This window comes from Bradyrhizobium sp. (assembly GCF_035570375.1).
Taxonomy (GTDB): Bacteria; Pseudomonadota; Alphaproteobacteria; order Rhizobiales; family Xanthobacteraceae; genus Bradyrhizobium.
In genome coordinates, this window is the sequence record NZ_DATMLW010000209.1 from 39,881 (window position 1) to 53,390 (window position 13,510).

At 59.7% G+C, this 13,510-nt stretch carries 12 protein-coding genes and 1 pseudogene; 5 read left to right on the forward strand and 8 right to left on the reverse strand.

Translation table 11 applies throughout. From position 1 onward, the window contains the following. Positions 1–15: 15 nt before the first annotated feature. Entirely contained in the window at positions 16–492 is a 477-nt protein-coding gene (locus VNX23_RS23095; protein WP_325633888.1) for a hypothetical protein, read from the reverse strand. A gap of 236 nt (positions 493–728) precedes the next feature. Between VNX23_RS23095 and VNX23_RS23100 the strand changes: the two genes are divergently transcribed. Further along, positions 729–1,028, forward strand: a complete 300-nt coding sequence (locus VNX23_RS23100) for a hypothetical protein (protein WP_325633889.1) — start codon at positions 729–731, stop codon at positions 1,026–1,028. Between the two features lie 91 nt (positions 1,029–1,119). Here the strand turns inward: VNX23_RS23100 and VNX23_RS23105 are convergent, their stop codons facing one another. From VNX23_RS23105 to VNX23_RS23130, 6 genes are all read right to left on the reverse strand, one after another. Then, a complete protein-coding gene (locus VNX23_RS23105) occupies positions 1,120–2,346 on the reverse strand; it encodes a hypothetical protein (protein WP_325633890.1) in 1,227 nt (408 codons plus the stop codon). Positions 2,347–2,489: 143 nt separating this feature from the next. Next, positions 2,490–3,395 carry a tripartite tricarboxylate transporter substrate binding protein gene (locus VNX23_RS23110; RefSeq protein ID WP_325633891.1) on the reverse strand — a complete coding sequence of 302 codons (906 nt, stop codon included), beginning with the start codon at positions 3,393–3,395 and terminating at the stop codon, positions 2,490–2,492. A 207-nt stretch (positions 3,396–3,602) separates the two neighbouring features. Continuing rightward, a complete protein-coding gene (locus VNX23_RS23115; protein ID WP_325633892.1) occupies positions 3,603–5,081 on the reverse strand; it encodes an SUMF1/EgtB/PvdO family nonheme iron enzyme in 1,479 nt (492 codons plus the stop codon). A 596-nt stretch (positions 5,082–5,677) separates the two neighbouring features. Next, positions 5,678–6,085 carry a hypothetical protein gene (locus tag VNX23_RS23120; protein WP_325633893.1) on the reverse strand — a complete coding sequence of 136 codons (408 nt, stop codon included), beginning with the start codon at positions 6,083–6,085 and terminating at the stop codon, positions 5,678–5,680. Positions 6,086–6,512: 427 nt separating this feature from the next. Next, the gene (locus tag VNX23_RS23125; RefSeq protein ID WP_325633894.1) at positions 6,513–7,274 is read right to left on the reverse strand and encodes a hypothetical protein; all 762 of its coding nucleotides are present in this window, start codon (positions 7,272–7,274) and stop codon (positions 6,513–6,515) included. Positions 7,275–7,437: 163 nt separating this feature from the next. Then, the gene (locus VNX23_RS23130; protein ID WP_325633901.1) at positions 7,438–8,073 is read right to left on the reverse strand and encodes an ABC transporter substrate-binding protein; all 636 of its coding nucleotides are present in this window, start codon (positions 8,071–8,073) and stop codon (positions 7,438–7,440) included. Positions 8,074–8,812: 739 nt separating this feature from the next. Here VNX23_RS23130 and VNX23_RS23135 point away from each other — a divergent pair. From VNX23_RS23135 to VNX23_RS23145, 3 genes are all read left to right on the forward strand, one after another. Beyond that, a complete protein-coding gene (locus VNX23_RS23135) occupies positions 8,813–9,241 on the forward strand; it encodes a PaaI family thioesterase (RefSeq protein WP_325633895.1) in 429 nt (142 codons plus the stop codon). 210 nt (positions 9,242–9,451) lie between these two features. Continuing rightward, positions 9,452–10,465, forward strand: coding sequence for an aldo/keto reductase (locus VNX23_RS23140; protein WP_325633896.1), 1,014 nt, complete (start codon positions 9,452–9,454; stop codon positions 10,463–10,465). Between the two features lie 197 nt (positions 10,466–10,662). Next, positions 10,663–10,950: a hypothetical protein gene (locus VNX23_RS23145; RefSeq protein ID WP_325633897.1), complete on the forward strand. Its 288-nt coding sequence runs from the start codon at positions 10,663–10,665 to the stop codon at positions 10,948–10,950. Positions 10,951–11,024: 74 nt separating this feature from the next. On the opposite strand, the gene VNX23_RS23150 is transcribed toward VNX23_RS23145, so the two are convergent. Next, entirely contained in the window at positions 11,025–12,689 is a 1,665-nt protein-coding gene (locus tag VNX23_RS23150) for a tetratricopeptide repeat protein (RefSeq protein WP_325633898.1), read from the reverse strand. Positions 12,690–13,094: 405 nt separating this feature from the next. Between VNX23_RS23150 and VNX23_RS23155 the strand changes: the two are divergent. Next, positions 13,095–13,510: pseudogene (locus tag VNX23_RS23155) on the forward strand (hypothetical protein); the annotation flags it as partial.

Sequence of the window (13,510 nt, forward strand, 5' to 3'; positions counted from 1 at the left end):
GAGCCAACGGCAGGCCTATTGAAACGTCATGTCCAGGCACTTGGAAATGTCGGAGCCAAGACCCGAGCTGATGATGATGCAGCCGCGTACCTTTCGCGTCGTATTGTCGCTGGCCCATACCGAATAGCCGCCGCTGCCGAAGAACGAGTTGGTATTAGGCGGCTCGGTCTCGGCCGCGTCGAACGAATAGTTCGAATCGGTATCGAAGATGCGGGGCCGCTTGATGCAGCCGCCGTCGGTCTGGACGTTGATCACTTCCTTGTTGTCCCGAGTCAGGGCCAGGCTGACCTGGCACCTGAAATATTCGGATGTGTTGACGTTGAAGATGTAGGCGTAGGATTTGCAGGTCGCGGTATTGAGCTTGCCGGCGCTCAAACCCCGGCTGCAGGAAATTCGCTGGTTGTTGCTGAGCTTGAACTCGTCGGCCTGCGCGAGGGTGCCCAATAGAGCAAACAGCGCAATGCCCGAACAAAATTTCACAACGTGGTTCATCCTGGTCATCCCCATAGGCCTTTTGCGAACACCTGCGTTCGACAGTTGCGTTCTGGAGCAGAGGGCCAGAACCGGGGAGGAAGATAGTCGCGAAGTGCAAGAGGGGAAATCACAAAGTCTATGAAGCGCAACTAAGGTCGCAACAGGCGTCGTGTTGACGCGCCGATGCCGTTCGTGATTTGTTCAGAAGCGATGGACCGCACAGGTTTGCGGCCCCGGTAGTGGGAGCATGCAGGATGACGCGATTTTTGACCAAGACCCTCTTGATGGCCGCAGCGATGGCCGCCCTGACGACAACGGCATTCGCCGAACAGGCGACGCCGTGGGAGCTGAAGCCGGACACGGGGTATGGCTATGACAAGGAAGGCAAGATGTTTGCCTACAAGATGGGGACCAGCAACGCGGGCCTGCTGCTGAAGGGCGCCAAGAAGGTGCCAAAGGGCACGCTGTTTTTCGTCGGCCAGAACGGTCAGCTCTACATGCGCACCGGGCCGTTCCTCGAGGGCGACGGCAAGTTCATGTTCGGGCCGCACTGATCAGAGCATGATCAGGTTATGATTCCGAAGTTCGCATCGATAGTCGCCGCGAATGTTTGCGAACTTCGCAATCGGAGCACTGGACGTGACTTCATCGCGCGCCGTCGGGCGAGGCCGTCGCCGACGGCGTGTAGAACGCGGCCGCCAATTCCCTTGCGCCAGGCGAATTGCTGTTGCTGTCCATCCGGCTGTCGGTGATCGCCAATAGCCGCGCCACGGTGTTGTGGCGGATCGCCACGGGATTTCGCTCATAGCCTGCGCGCTGGAAGAAATTCGACGTCGGGACCAGCTCGCGCATGGCTTGCGGCATCGTCACCATGTCGAGCCCGGTGCCGTCGCCGGTGAGGTTCATCATCTCGAGCTCGGCGGCGCTCAACGGGTGGGCATAGCCCTTGGCGCGGGCGAAAATGACCGAGGTCAGGAGCTTGTGGGTCTGCAACATCGGCCCGACATCGATATCGAGCACCATGGCATGGATGGCCCAGCCCTGAGGGGTATCGGCGAGTTTTTCGTGCGCCGACCAGTCGTCCGGCACTGATCGCGCATAGGCGACCATCTTCTTCAGCACCGCGATCTTCTGATCCATCGCCTTGCGCGGCGCTCCCGACAATTGCGCGGCCCTTTGCGTCAGTTCGCGAAGGAATTCGCCGCCCTGTTCGGCGATCAATTCGACGCTGTTGGTGGTGAGCAACTGGTTGTAGCCGATGGCCGTGGAAATCGCCCGGCCGCTGCGCAGTCCAGACTGCATGTCGTAGTTTCCGTTGCCGCCGGTCTCGAACGAATAAACCCGTACCGCCTGCTCCCGGGTCAGGCCCGCGGCCGAAGCCACGCGTGCATAGGCGCGCTTGAATTCGACCTCGTTCGCGGGCTTTTGCGGCGTCCACTGGAAATGCTCGCTCGCCGCCTGCAGCAGGTCGCCGACCAGCGGGATGGCCTTGTGCGGGCGCGGCTTTGGTTCTGGCGCCTCCTCGCCTTCCGGTGACACCGGCCGCCTGGGCCCGGTGTAAACCGGCGGCTGCGTCAGCACATAATCGTCAAGCGCGATGGCGAGATGCTCGCGCCGCCTGGCGTTGCGGCCCCGCCGCTTCTCCGCAATCGAATTCCAGTAGACGTCCGCCTCCTCTTCGAAGGCCGCGCGCGCCTCCTGATATTGGCGAAGCAGGCGACGATATTCCGCGACCGCCTGGGGTGAGGCCGCCTGCGCCATGGCGTCGGTGCTCGCCTCCCGCGGCGGCGCGGCCGCATCCATGGCGCTTGCCGGCGGCACAATCACGATCAGGACCAGCGCGGCCCAAAGACGAATCGCATCAGGTAGCATGGCAATGTTTTAGAGCATGATCCGGAAAAGTGGAAACCGGTTTTCGCTCGCGACAAACGCGGAACGCGTCTACGCGGAGATCATGCTCAAACAAAGAGATGAGAACATGACTGCGAAAATGGCACCGTTTTCGAACGCCATACCTACTCCGGTTCGACGCCACTGGCCTTGACGAGTTCCGACCATTTCCGCTCATCGCGGTCGATGAAGGCGGCATAGTCTTCCGGACTCCCTGGCGTGATTTCGGTGCCGTCAAGCGCGAGCTGCTTCTTTACCTCCTCGGAAGCGAGCGCGGCGCGCAACGCCTTGTTGAGCCTCTCGATCATCGGACGCGGTGTGCCCGAAGGCGCCGCAAGGCCGTAATAAAGCGAGGCATCGAAGGATGGAAGGCCGGCCTCGATCATGGTCGGCACCTCGCCCAGCAATGCGTTGCGCGTGGTGCTGGTCACCGCCAGCGCACGCAACAGTCCCGCATTGACATTGGCATGGGTCGCCGGAATAGGCGCAAACGCCATCGGAATATGCCCGCCCAACAGTTCGCTCAGCGCCGGACCTGTACCCTTGTAGGGAATATGCACGAGCTTGATTCCCGCCGCGCGCGCGAAATATTCGCCGGTGATGTGGCTGACCGTGCCGACGCCGGCGGATCCGAAATTGACCTTGCCGGGATTTGCCCCGATCATCCCGATCGGCACAAAATCCTTGCGCGGGTCACAACCGACATTCTTGTAAAGGGACGGACCGATGGCGAGGGTGCCGGTGTATCCGACCAGAAGGGTGTAGCCGTCCGGCTCGGCCTTGGCCGCCGCCTTGGTGCCGACGGTGCCGCCGGCACCGCCGCGATTGTCGACGACGATGCTTTGTCCGAGCAGCTGGCTCATCTTGTCGGCGACGACGCGCGCGACGATGGAGGTGCTGCCTCCCGGCGGAAACGGAACGATGAAGGTGATGGTGCGGTTAGGCCAGGATTGCGCCTGTGCATGATGGACGCCGCAGATACAGCCAAACACAAAAGCGAAAATGCAAAGCGAAGCGCTCAGGCTGCGCATCCGACGACCTCCACGACACCCTTGTCGTTGTTCGTGACGGCATCGTCCTCGAAAGCTCGAAGGTCCGCAAGGCGTCTCCTGCGCGAAGCTCGCAAAGCCTTTTACCAGGAGCGGCTGTTTCAGCTCGGCCACGCGGGCAGGCGCGACTCTCAAGAGAGACCCGCAACCAAAGCCGGACGAGCTTTGTTGACATGCTCTGCCGGCTCTTTACGGGGAGAGAACGACCCGGAGTCCGTGTGTCGGATATCGAACGTTCGTATCGTAGCTGTCACGGTTTGCGGGCCGTACATAACGCGCGTCATTCCTCCAGGACCCCGACCGAATGACATGCGCCACGCAGTCGGCCTCGACCCAGGCTGAACCATCGGACGGGGCGCCCTGATAGTTCTTGTGCCAGCAATCCTCGACCCACTGATCGATCCCGCCGCCCATATCATACAGGCCAAATGGATTTGGCTTGAAGCTGCCAACCTTGACCGGCTGCTCTGCGGCCGCGACCTCGCTGCAATTATTGCAATTTGCCATGCCGGTTTGCATCTGGTCACCCCACCAGTATTTGGTTTGAGTGCCACCGCGCGCGGCATATTCCCATTCCACTTCGCTCGGGAGCCGGTACTGCTTGCCCGTCGTCGCCGCAAGCCACGCCACAAACTGTTTGGCATCGGACCAGCTTACATTGGTGACAGGCGCATCATCCTTTCCGTTGGCCCGAAGCGGGCATAGCTTCGCATCTGCGCATTGGTTCCACTCGCGGACGGTGATGGGATATTTACTCATCGAGAAAGGCTTGACCGTTACCTGGTGGGCCGGCCTTTCCGTGATCTCATCATTGCTGCCCATGGTGACACTTCCACCGGGAATCGCGTTCATTTCCGGCTCCGGAGCCGACGCCGCCGATTGCTGCGCAGTGATTGGCGTCACCGAGCGAACGGACGGACCGTGCAGCGCGTTTGGCATCTGTGGCGAACCCGAGATCGACACGCGACCCTGCGTCTGGTCATGCGGTTGCCAAAGCAGATACCAGAGCGCGCCACCTGAGATCATCAGCAAGGCGAGGCTCAGCAAAAACAGCGGGATTTTCTCGCGGCGCTTGCGAGTTATGTTGAAAGCAGCCGGGTCCGGAAGCACCCGATAGACCCTCACCGGATCGGTGATGGTCCCTACTTCGCGATCACCGAGAAACTCATATCCACAAAAAAGTTTATTCTTGATCTGCTCGTATATGCCGCCCGAGATATAGACCAGGCCGGGATCGGCAATGTTCTTCAGGCGCGAAGCAACGTCGACGCCATCACCGTAAATTTCATTAGCTTCGATGATAACGTCGCCAAGATCGACGCCAATCCGATACTCGATCCAATGATGCTTCGGCAGCGCGGCGTTGCTGCGTCCGACGATGTTCTGTTGAATGACGATACTGCATCGCACGGCTTCGACAGGACTGTCGAAAATCGCGATAAAACCGTCGCCGTTGGTTTTGACGAGCCTTCCATGGTGCTCGGCAATGCTCGGCTTGATGAGATCGCGCTCGATCCGCTTGACGCGACCGTGCGTTCGTTCTTCATCGAGTTCCATCAAGCAGCCGTAGCCAGCGATATCGCCAGCGACAATCGCCACCAGACGGCGCGGTGACGTCTCGCGGGGTGGCTCAGTTTTGCCGGATATAAAATCTGGAATTTCACTCATACCGAAAACAGAAGTATCAGGGGTGCACAACTACTTTGCGCAAAAAAATGGAACTCGCTGGTAACATCGTTCACTGCCGGGTTGCTAAAATGAAGCCTGCCTCAACCGGCTTGCGCCTTATAGGTCGAGACGCGCTATCCGAATGTGAACCGCTTCACACCAACGAGTTCGGCGCCTGTCGCATCGCTTGCCGATGTTGGAGTTGAGTCAACTTCGTCGTTCCGAGGGTGCGCCGATGGGTCTACCTACAACAGAGATTCGCCGGCCATCGCATGCGCAGCCAGGGGCCACGCCGTCGCGCCGCCGGCAATCGCCATGAAAAATCTCGCTGTTTCACGACAACCAAATATCACTCGAATCCGTCTTATCACTCAAATCCGGCCAGGCGCGCTTTGAGCCGGTCTTTAGATGACCTTCCCAAATTCTTGATTTTAGCTTTATTTGCCCAGAGGGAACTACGGCTGTACCGAGCTACGCCGGACAAGGTGTGTGCGCGGGAGTCGCAATCGTCCCATGCCTGCTATGGGCCAGAACCGGGAGTAACGCTGCGATATCCAGCCTCGGCCGATTCGTTCAATTTCCTTCAGCACCGAGGGTTAGTAAGGCGGCATTACACCATAGACGGGTCCGCCATAGACGGGTCCACGATAAACGGGTGCGCCATACGCCGGTCCACTATAGATGGGTCCGCGATACACGGGTCCACCATACACGGGTCCACCATAGACAGGTGCACCATACACGGGTCCGCCATAGACAGGTGCACCGTAAGCGGGTCTGCCATAGACAGGTCCACCATAGACAGGTCCACCATACACAGGTGCATCATAAGCGGGCGCATCATACCCGGGTCCGCCATAGACAGGTCCACCATAAGCGGGTGGACCATAAGCAGGCCCGCCATAGCCGGGCGGCGTTTCACCCAACTCTCCGGGCGGAATGTAGTCCGCTGCGAAGCAGGCCGTCGAAATTAGCAGAAATGCAGTTCCGAAAAGCCCTCTCATAATCCGCATCCTCATCGAGAGCCAACTTCGCCAGCATAATGGATTGCACTGACGAAGCATAATGGATTGCACTGACGACGGTGAAAATTTAGCGTCGCATTGGTTAACATAACGCCGCCTTGCGAGTTCCTTGGCAACGTTGCCAGGCGCCGGCGCGCCAAGGAACCCGACTACTGGCATCGCGGACTGCTGCGCGCGTGCGGCAGCGGCCATACGACCGCTCCGCCAGCAATCACGTTGATGAACTCGCGGCGCCTCATGCCGCTCGCCGAGGCTCAGGAGGCAGCAATTCAAACCAGCACACTTTAAGGCAGTCGGAAATGAGGTCTGGCGCGAGTCAGTCGGCGAACGGCCGAAGTCCGAAAAGGGTCTTTTTCAACTGTCGGCCCGTCCTGGCGCTCGGACATCATGGATCAGACGCCGCGATCTACTGCCTTGCTTCGGGCTGCGCGCGCGTTGGGGCCTGCGGTTGTGCGTTAGCATGCGATGACGCAGGGTTTGGCACGGGCTTGCGCGTGCCAATGGCGGCCTGTGCCGGCGGCGCCGACGTCTTGGGCCGCAGATTTTGCTGAGAAGTGCTGGCGAAAAGTTGTGCCACCAGTTCCTGACTCGCTCTGAGGAGTTCGGCGTTCCTCGCAATGTCGCGGGCCGCTTGTTCCTGGCTCGCCTTAATCTGCTCTATGGCCTTTGCATTGTCGCTGGCCAATTGTTGCTGACTAACCTTGAGCTGCTCGATCTCTCGTTCCATATTGTCGAGATCGCGCGCCATCGTCTGGAGTGACTTTGCCGGCTCGGCGGGCACCGGGACGGCTGTCGGCGTCTCCGCTGCCGTGAACTGAACAGACGACGGATTTGGTTGCGTGAAGAGCATCAGTTTTTCCAGCGGCAATGTTAAGGCTGAAACGAGCTGCGGCGCCGATTGCGCAAGCACATCACCATAGGATGATTGCGAAACGAGAGCAGCGGCAACGATGTATCCTGCGAGGAGCAAGCCCAGGATGCCGCGCAGCCACGGCCTGTTCCGCGACCGCTGGGGTGAACGTGGGGCCTCACGCTGTCTGGACAACTGTGCCTCCATCTGCGCGATCTGTTCATCCGCGCTCTTGATTTGTGCATAAGCTTGCGCGAGCTGTTCGTCGGCGCGCGAGAAGGCATCGCGTCTTTGCTTGTCGTCCGTCGTGGGATCCATGGATGCTCCCTTTCGATCGTCTCTGATTCCGCCAGCAGGCTCCCCGATCCTGTTATGACTAAGGCCGCAAGAGGGAAAGACGGAGTCATTTACCCCAGGGAACCCGCCTAAAATAGCCGCCCGGCCAAAATGCCACCCCGCCCGCGAAGACCTTGACCGACAGCTATTCGATCACCTCATCGGCACGCGCTGAAAGCGTCGGCGGCACCTGAATGCCGAGTGTCTGCGCAGTCCGTAAATTCAGGACAAATTCGAATTTGATAGACTGGTAGATCGGGAGATCGGCTGGATGCGTGCCCTTTAAGACCTTCGCAGCGTAAACTCCGACCTGGCGATATCCATCAGCAAGGTTGATCCCGTAACTCATTAGCCCCCCGGCCCTCGCATACTCGCCGAATTGATAGATTGCCGGCAACTTGAAGCGTGCCGCTAATTCGATGATGCGATCGTGGCGGGTGTCAAAAAATGGGTCGGAGGTAACAAGCAGAGCCGCAACCTTGCGCTCGACCAACGATGAAAATGCTCGTTCGAGTTCGTCATCGCTTCCTGCATATGCCAGTTCGACTTGTTTGCCGATCCTTTGACCCGCCTCTAAAACTTCTCGCGCTTGATCGTCCGCTTGTTGGTAATTTGGATCAATCAGTGCGCCGATAGTTGAGGCGGATGGTAGTAGCTCATGCAGGATCCCGAGCCGTTTTGCCTCAGGCGCTGTCGTCAGCAGGCTGACCCCGGTCATGTTTCCGCCGGGCCGGCTCAGGCTTTGCACCAAGCCACTTTTGACGGGGTCTCCGTAGTAAATATAATCGGAGTGGTCGGCGCCGCTTGTTTGGCAGCCAGCACCGACGGTTCGCCCCCCGTAGTAACCAGCACTGACAAATGATCACTCGCAAGCTCCGCTGCCAGAGCAGGCAGGCGATCGTATTGGCCCTTTGCCCACCGATATTCGATTACAACGTTTTGCCCTTCGATGAAACCGTTCGCGCTCATTCCTTCACGGAAAGCCGCCACGAGGTGCATCGAGTCGTCTGCACCCCTGCTGCTCATAAAACCGACCTTTGGGACTGACCGCTGTGCCCGCGCGAACCACGTCCATGGCATGGTTGTTACGACGCCACCGATTCCGGCAATAAGCGTACGCCGTCTCATTCAATCGCCCTTGTTAGAAATCGCGCCGGGGGATTTGATCATAGGTGGGAGCCGGCTGCCAGAGGGCTCGATGGCCGATGTCGGCTACGGGGTCATTTTCAACCGAGCCGGCCGGTCCTGCCTGCCATTTGATGCCGGCGTTGATCCTGAAAGCACGGTTGCGATCTCGAGCTGATTTTTCTCGGCGGGGCTCAGGCAGTGCTGACCGGCCCAACAATGCATCTCCGTACCCGGCGCCAAAACTCTTAAAGTACATAACATGGCTATTTTCTCTGGCTGTCTCACTTAGTCTCTCTCTTGACATTTCCGATCGCACGACGGCGATTGATGAAATGGCCGTCCGGCCAAAATGCCACCCCGCCCGAAGACCTTCCGATGACGAAAGACATTCCATGACAGGAGATTTGGCTGTGGAGAAACTGAAGGCCGCCGGATGGACGATGGTTGAAACCAGCGGGTTTCTGAGCCTGGTCGGCCCGCTATGGGAGCGTGTGGCGAGCGGCGAGCATGAATACGCGATCCTGGCCCAGGACAAGCACCACAACCGCCGCGGTCTGGTGCAGGGCGGGCTGTTGATGACATTTGCCGATCGCGCTTCCGGCATGACGGCGCGATATGTCTCCGGCAAGCCCACGCTGGCCACGGTCCAGATGGACACCCATTTCATCGACAGCGCCAGGATCGGCGAACTTCTGATGTCAAAGCCGCGCGTGATCCGCGCAACCCGCAGTCTCATCTTCACCACGACTGAGGTGACCGCGGGCAGCCGCTGCATCGCCACCGCAAGCGGCGTGTTCAAGATATTGAAAAGCGACAGCTAAAGCTGCGATGGCTTTGGGTCGAATAGCCATCGCGCTCTTAGTTTATTGTCTGCGCATGATCTTTTCGGAAAACCGCTGCACACTTTTCCGGATCATGCGCTAGCACTTCCCGCGATTGTGAGCGCCAGGGCCGCCAAAACTCCCTTTATTTCCCAAACTTGCGTGGGTATCAGCCCTGATAGACACCGCACAACTGAAAGGACCGGATCCGTGGAATATCGTCAACTCGGCCGCAGCGGCCTGAAAATCTCGCCGATTTGCCTGGGCACCATGATGTTCGGCGGGCCGACCGACGAGGCGGCGTCAAAACGGATCATCGCCAAGGCGCGCGAGGCAGGCGTCAACTTCATCGACACGGCGGATGCCTATTCGAACGGCAATTCGGAAGTCGTGGTCGGCCGCGCGATTTCCAACAACCGGCCGGGCTGGGTGCTCGCCACCAAGCTCGCGAACCCGATGGGCGATGATCCCAATCGCGGCGGGCTGTCCCGGCGCTGGGTGCTTCAGGCGGCCGACGAAAGCCTGAAGCGGCTCGGCACCGATTACATCGACATCTATTACCTGCACAGGGAAGACCATTCGACCCCGCTGGCCGAGACCGTGCGCGCGATGGGCGAACTGATCCGTCAGGGCAAGGTGCGCTATTTCGGGGTCTCCAACTACCGCGCCTGGCGCGTCGGTGAAATCTGCAACATCTGCGATGACCTCGGCATCGATCGTCCGATCGTCAGCCAGCCCTATTACAATGCGATGAACCGCATGCCGGAAGTCGAGCACTTCCCCGCCTGCGGCTATTACGGGCTCGGCATCGTTCCCTACAGTCCGCTCGCGCGCGGCGTGCTGACCGGCAAGTACCGTCCCGACTCGGCGCCCGGCAAGGAGACGCGCGCAGGCCGCAACGACACCCGCATGATGCAGACCGAGTGGCGTCCGGAATCGCTCCGGCTGGCGCAACAGATTCGCGCCCATGCCGAGGCGCGCGGCATCAGCGCCGGACAATTCGCGGTGTCATGGGTGCTCAACAGCGCCTTCGTCACCGGCGTCATCGCAGGTCCCCGCACCGAGGAGCAATGGGACGATTACGTGCGCGCGCTGGATTATCGTTTCACCGCCGAGGACGAAGCCTTGATCGATCGCCTGGTCACGTCAGGCCATCCCTCAACCCCCGGCTACAACGATCCGCAATATCCGATCGAAGGACGCAGGCCACGGACATCCGCCTAGCGGCTTTGAAGTCATAGTCGTTGGCGTAGAGGAAGGAGCGCCTTTGGTCGGCAAAGCCTGCCGGTGCTCGAAGCCGGCCGACCCACTTGACCGTTGATATTCAACGGAAATTTCTTTGGCCCGAGGTTTGCTTTTCCTCCACGACGGGATTCGTTTTATGCCGGTTACGTGAGTTTGAAGGCCACTCGGAGCCACTCATGTCGCGACACCATATTCTGCCGCCGCTTGCTTACCTTCCGCCGCAGCCGAAGAAGATCGAGAAACCCAAACGTCGTATCCATGTCGGCACCGCGGACGAAACGGAAGAGGCCACGCAAACCCGCGAAGCCAGCGCGCCTGACCAATTCCTTTCGCCCGGCGGCGTGCTCCCAAAGCCGGACTTTCCCGCGATCGAAGGATCGGAGGAAAAGCCGCATCATCCGCAAGGACGGCTCAGCGAAGACACGCTGAGGGCGATGCTGCAGGTTCAGGAATCCAAGGATTGAATTAACCTATCAGCAGAACTCGGTTCACCTCTCCCCGGCGGGGAGAGGGAGCACACTTTGAACGCGGTTATAGTTCAACCTGATTTCAACCTGTCGTTGCCAGAGTTTGCGAATTTCCGCAGCATCGCCTCGAAGGCAAGCTTGATCCGGCGAACGGCTGGCGTCTTGTAGAGAAAACCCTCGTTGCGCGTATGCACCAGCATCGAGGCATTCACTTCGAACACGACGAGATTGCCGGAAGAATCCAGCGCGCAATCGATACCGCAATATTCGAGCCCGACGCGCTTTCGGATGATCTCCATTGCCTGGTATTGCGCGGGGCCGAAGACCGCGGCGGGGTCGTTCAGAAACGCCTCCTCTTCGTGCTGCATCCAGGGCCGGTGGGCCATGTCGGTCGAGACGTGATGAAGTTTCCAGCCGTCTCCGATGCAAAGGTGGTAGGGCAGGATCTGATCGTCGACGAAGATGAAACGGTATTTGCGGAAGTAGCCGTCATCCGAGCGGTAGTCGATATATTCGATCAGGTAGTGATCGTGATCGGGCCGTTGCGACAGAAACGTCGCAAGCGCTGCGTGGTCTTCGAATTTTTCGAAATCGTCGCCGCCATGGGTCCCGGCCGGGCGGGCCAGGACGGAGCCGGTGAATGGAAAGGCGGCGCGCAGCGCCCCCGGGGAACAATCGGCGCCGGCCTTGTGACGAACGGCGTTCGGAACGCGGCAGCCGGGGATCGACTGCAGCAGGTGGGCAACGGCGTCGCGCGTGGTGTGCTGGATCTTGCGCGGGTGATTGATCACCGGCTTGCCGAGCCGATCGACCAGATCAGCAGCGAACGGCAACAGCGCCTCGGTTTGATCCGTATCCGAAATCAGATTGACTACCAGTCGGACATTCTCGTCGAACATCGCGCTGTCATACTCGCGCGAAGCAAACATCGAGAGCGTATCGGTGTCGTAGAAGGCGTCCTCGAACAGATATTCGGTCGGCGTGTTGCCGCCGAATGGCGCGTAGAGCGCCAGAAGGCGGAATTCCGCCGGCGATCTTGCGGCGGGTCTTCGGATCAGCGGTTCGAGCTTTGCGGCTTCTTCATAGGCGGCTTGAGCGCCTGCGACATCGCCCGTCGTCTGTTTCAGCGCGCCGATCCAGTTGATGCTTTCGGCATCACGCGGGTTCAGCGCGACGGCCTGCCGAAAACTTTCGATCGCAAGCGAAAACTCGTTCAGTTCAAAATGAACCCGGCCGAGCTGATGGCGCAGCCGGCTGTCCTGCGGGCGCTCGCCGATGAGCTCGGCAAGCAGGCCCCTGGCCACGATGTATTGTTGCGCTGCCATCAGCGCCTGCACCAGATTGGCGCGCGCCGCCCAGTGGCGCGAATTCAGCCTCAGCGCCTGCAGATAAAGCGCAATTGCTTGCTGATGTTTCCCTGCCAGGAGGTGCAGGTCGGCGAACTTGCACCAGCAGTTCGTCAAATCTGGCGCCAACCTCAAGGCCGCCTGGTAGTTGCGGCAAGCCAATTCGAAATCGCCACGGAGGGCTGCGGCTTCGCCAAGCTTTTGGTGCAGTGTGGCGATGGTTTCGCTGGATTCAGCCGGCGCAGCGGCGACGGCAAGACCCGACTGGAAGGCGGCAACCGCCTGTTCAAGTCTGCCAGCCTTGAGGCATTCCAGGCCGAGGCGCAGTTGCCGTTCGGCGAGCGAGGCGGCAGGTTCGGCTTCAACGCGGGCGGCGGCGCTTGCTGTCATGGGCTCTCGCCTCTGTGGGAGGACTGTGCGGAAGAACCCGCAGACCTTGACCAATGCGTGGTTAACAAAGCGTTACCACTACGTCTTTGATTCCATTGAGGTCGATGCGCCGCTGTGAGGACAAATGCGCCGCGCATCGGAACGAACAGGGACCACACAGTTCAGTACCCACAAACCGCGGAACCGGGCCCGCACAGTAAAACGAGCAAACCCCGCAGGCCGGCCAGCCGAACGGGGTTTGGAAATAGGGCAGCATCATTGGGAGTTGCAATATGCCGACTGACGACTTGAAAATCAAGCGCCGTCTTCGCTGCCCTCAGAAAATGAGGGCGCGAGCATGCGCGAAGAAACCAAGTTCAAGACCAAACTAGATTCACAACGGCCGCTCGTTAATCGGGGGCGGCCATGAGCAAGCGCAAGCGCAACCAGATCGACGGGCAATTCAACGCTCGTCTGATCGAGATGATGGAAAGCCCGGCCTACTGTGTGCTGAGCCTTTCCGCCCGCCGCGTACTTGATCGCATTTGCATCGAGCTGGCGCACCACGGCGGCAACGATAACGGCAAGTTGCCCGTCACCTATGAGCAGTTTGTGGAATACGGGGTTGAGCGCCAAGCTATCGCGCCGGCCATCCGCGAGCTAGTAGCGCTCGGGTTTATCGAAGTCACCGTGAAGGGCCGGCACAGTGCGGGTGACGTTAGGTGGCCGAACATGTTTCGGTTGACGTGCGTCAATTGCAAAAGCACGCCTAATCCCTCGCACGAATGGCGGCGCATCAAAACCATGGGAGAGGCTCGTGCAATTGCACAGGTGGCCCGAGC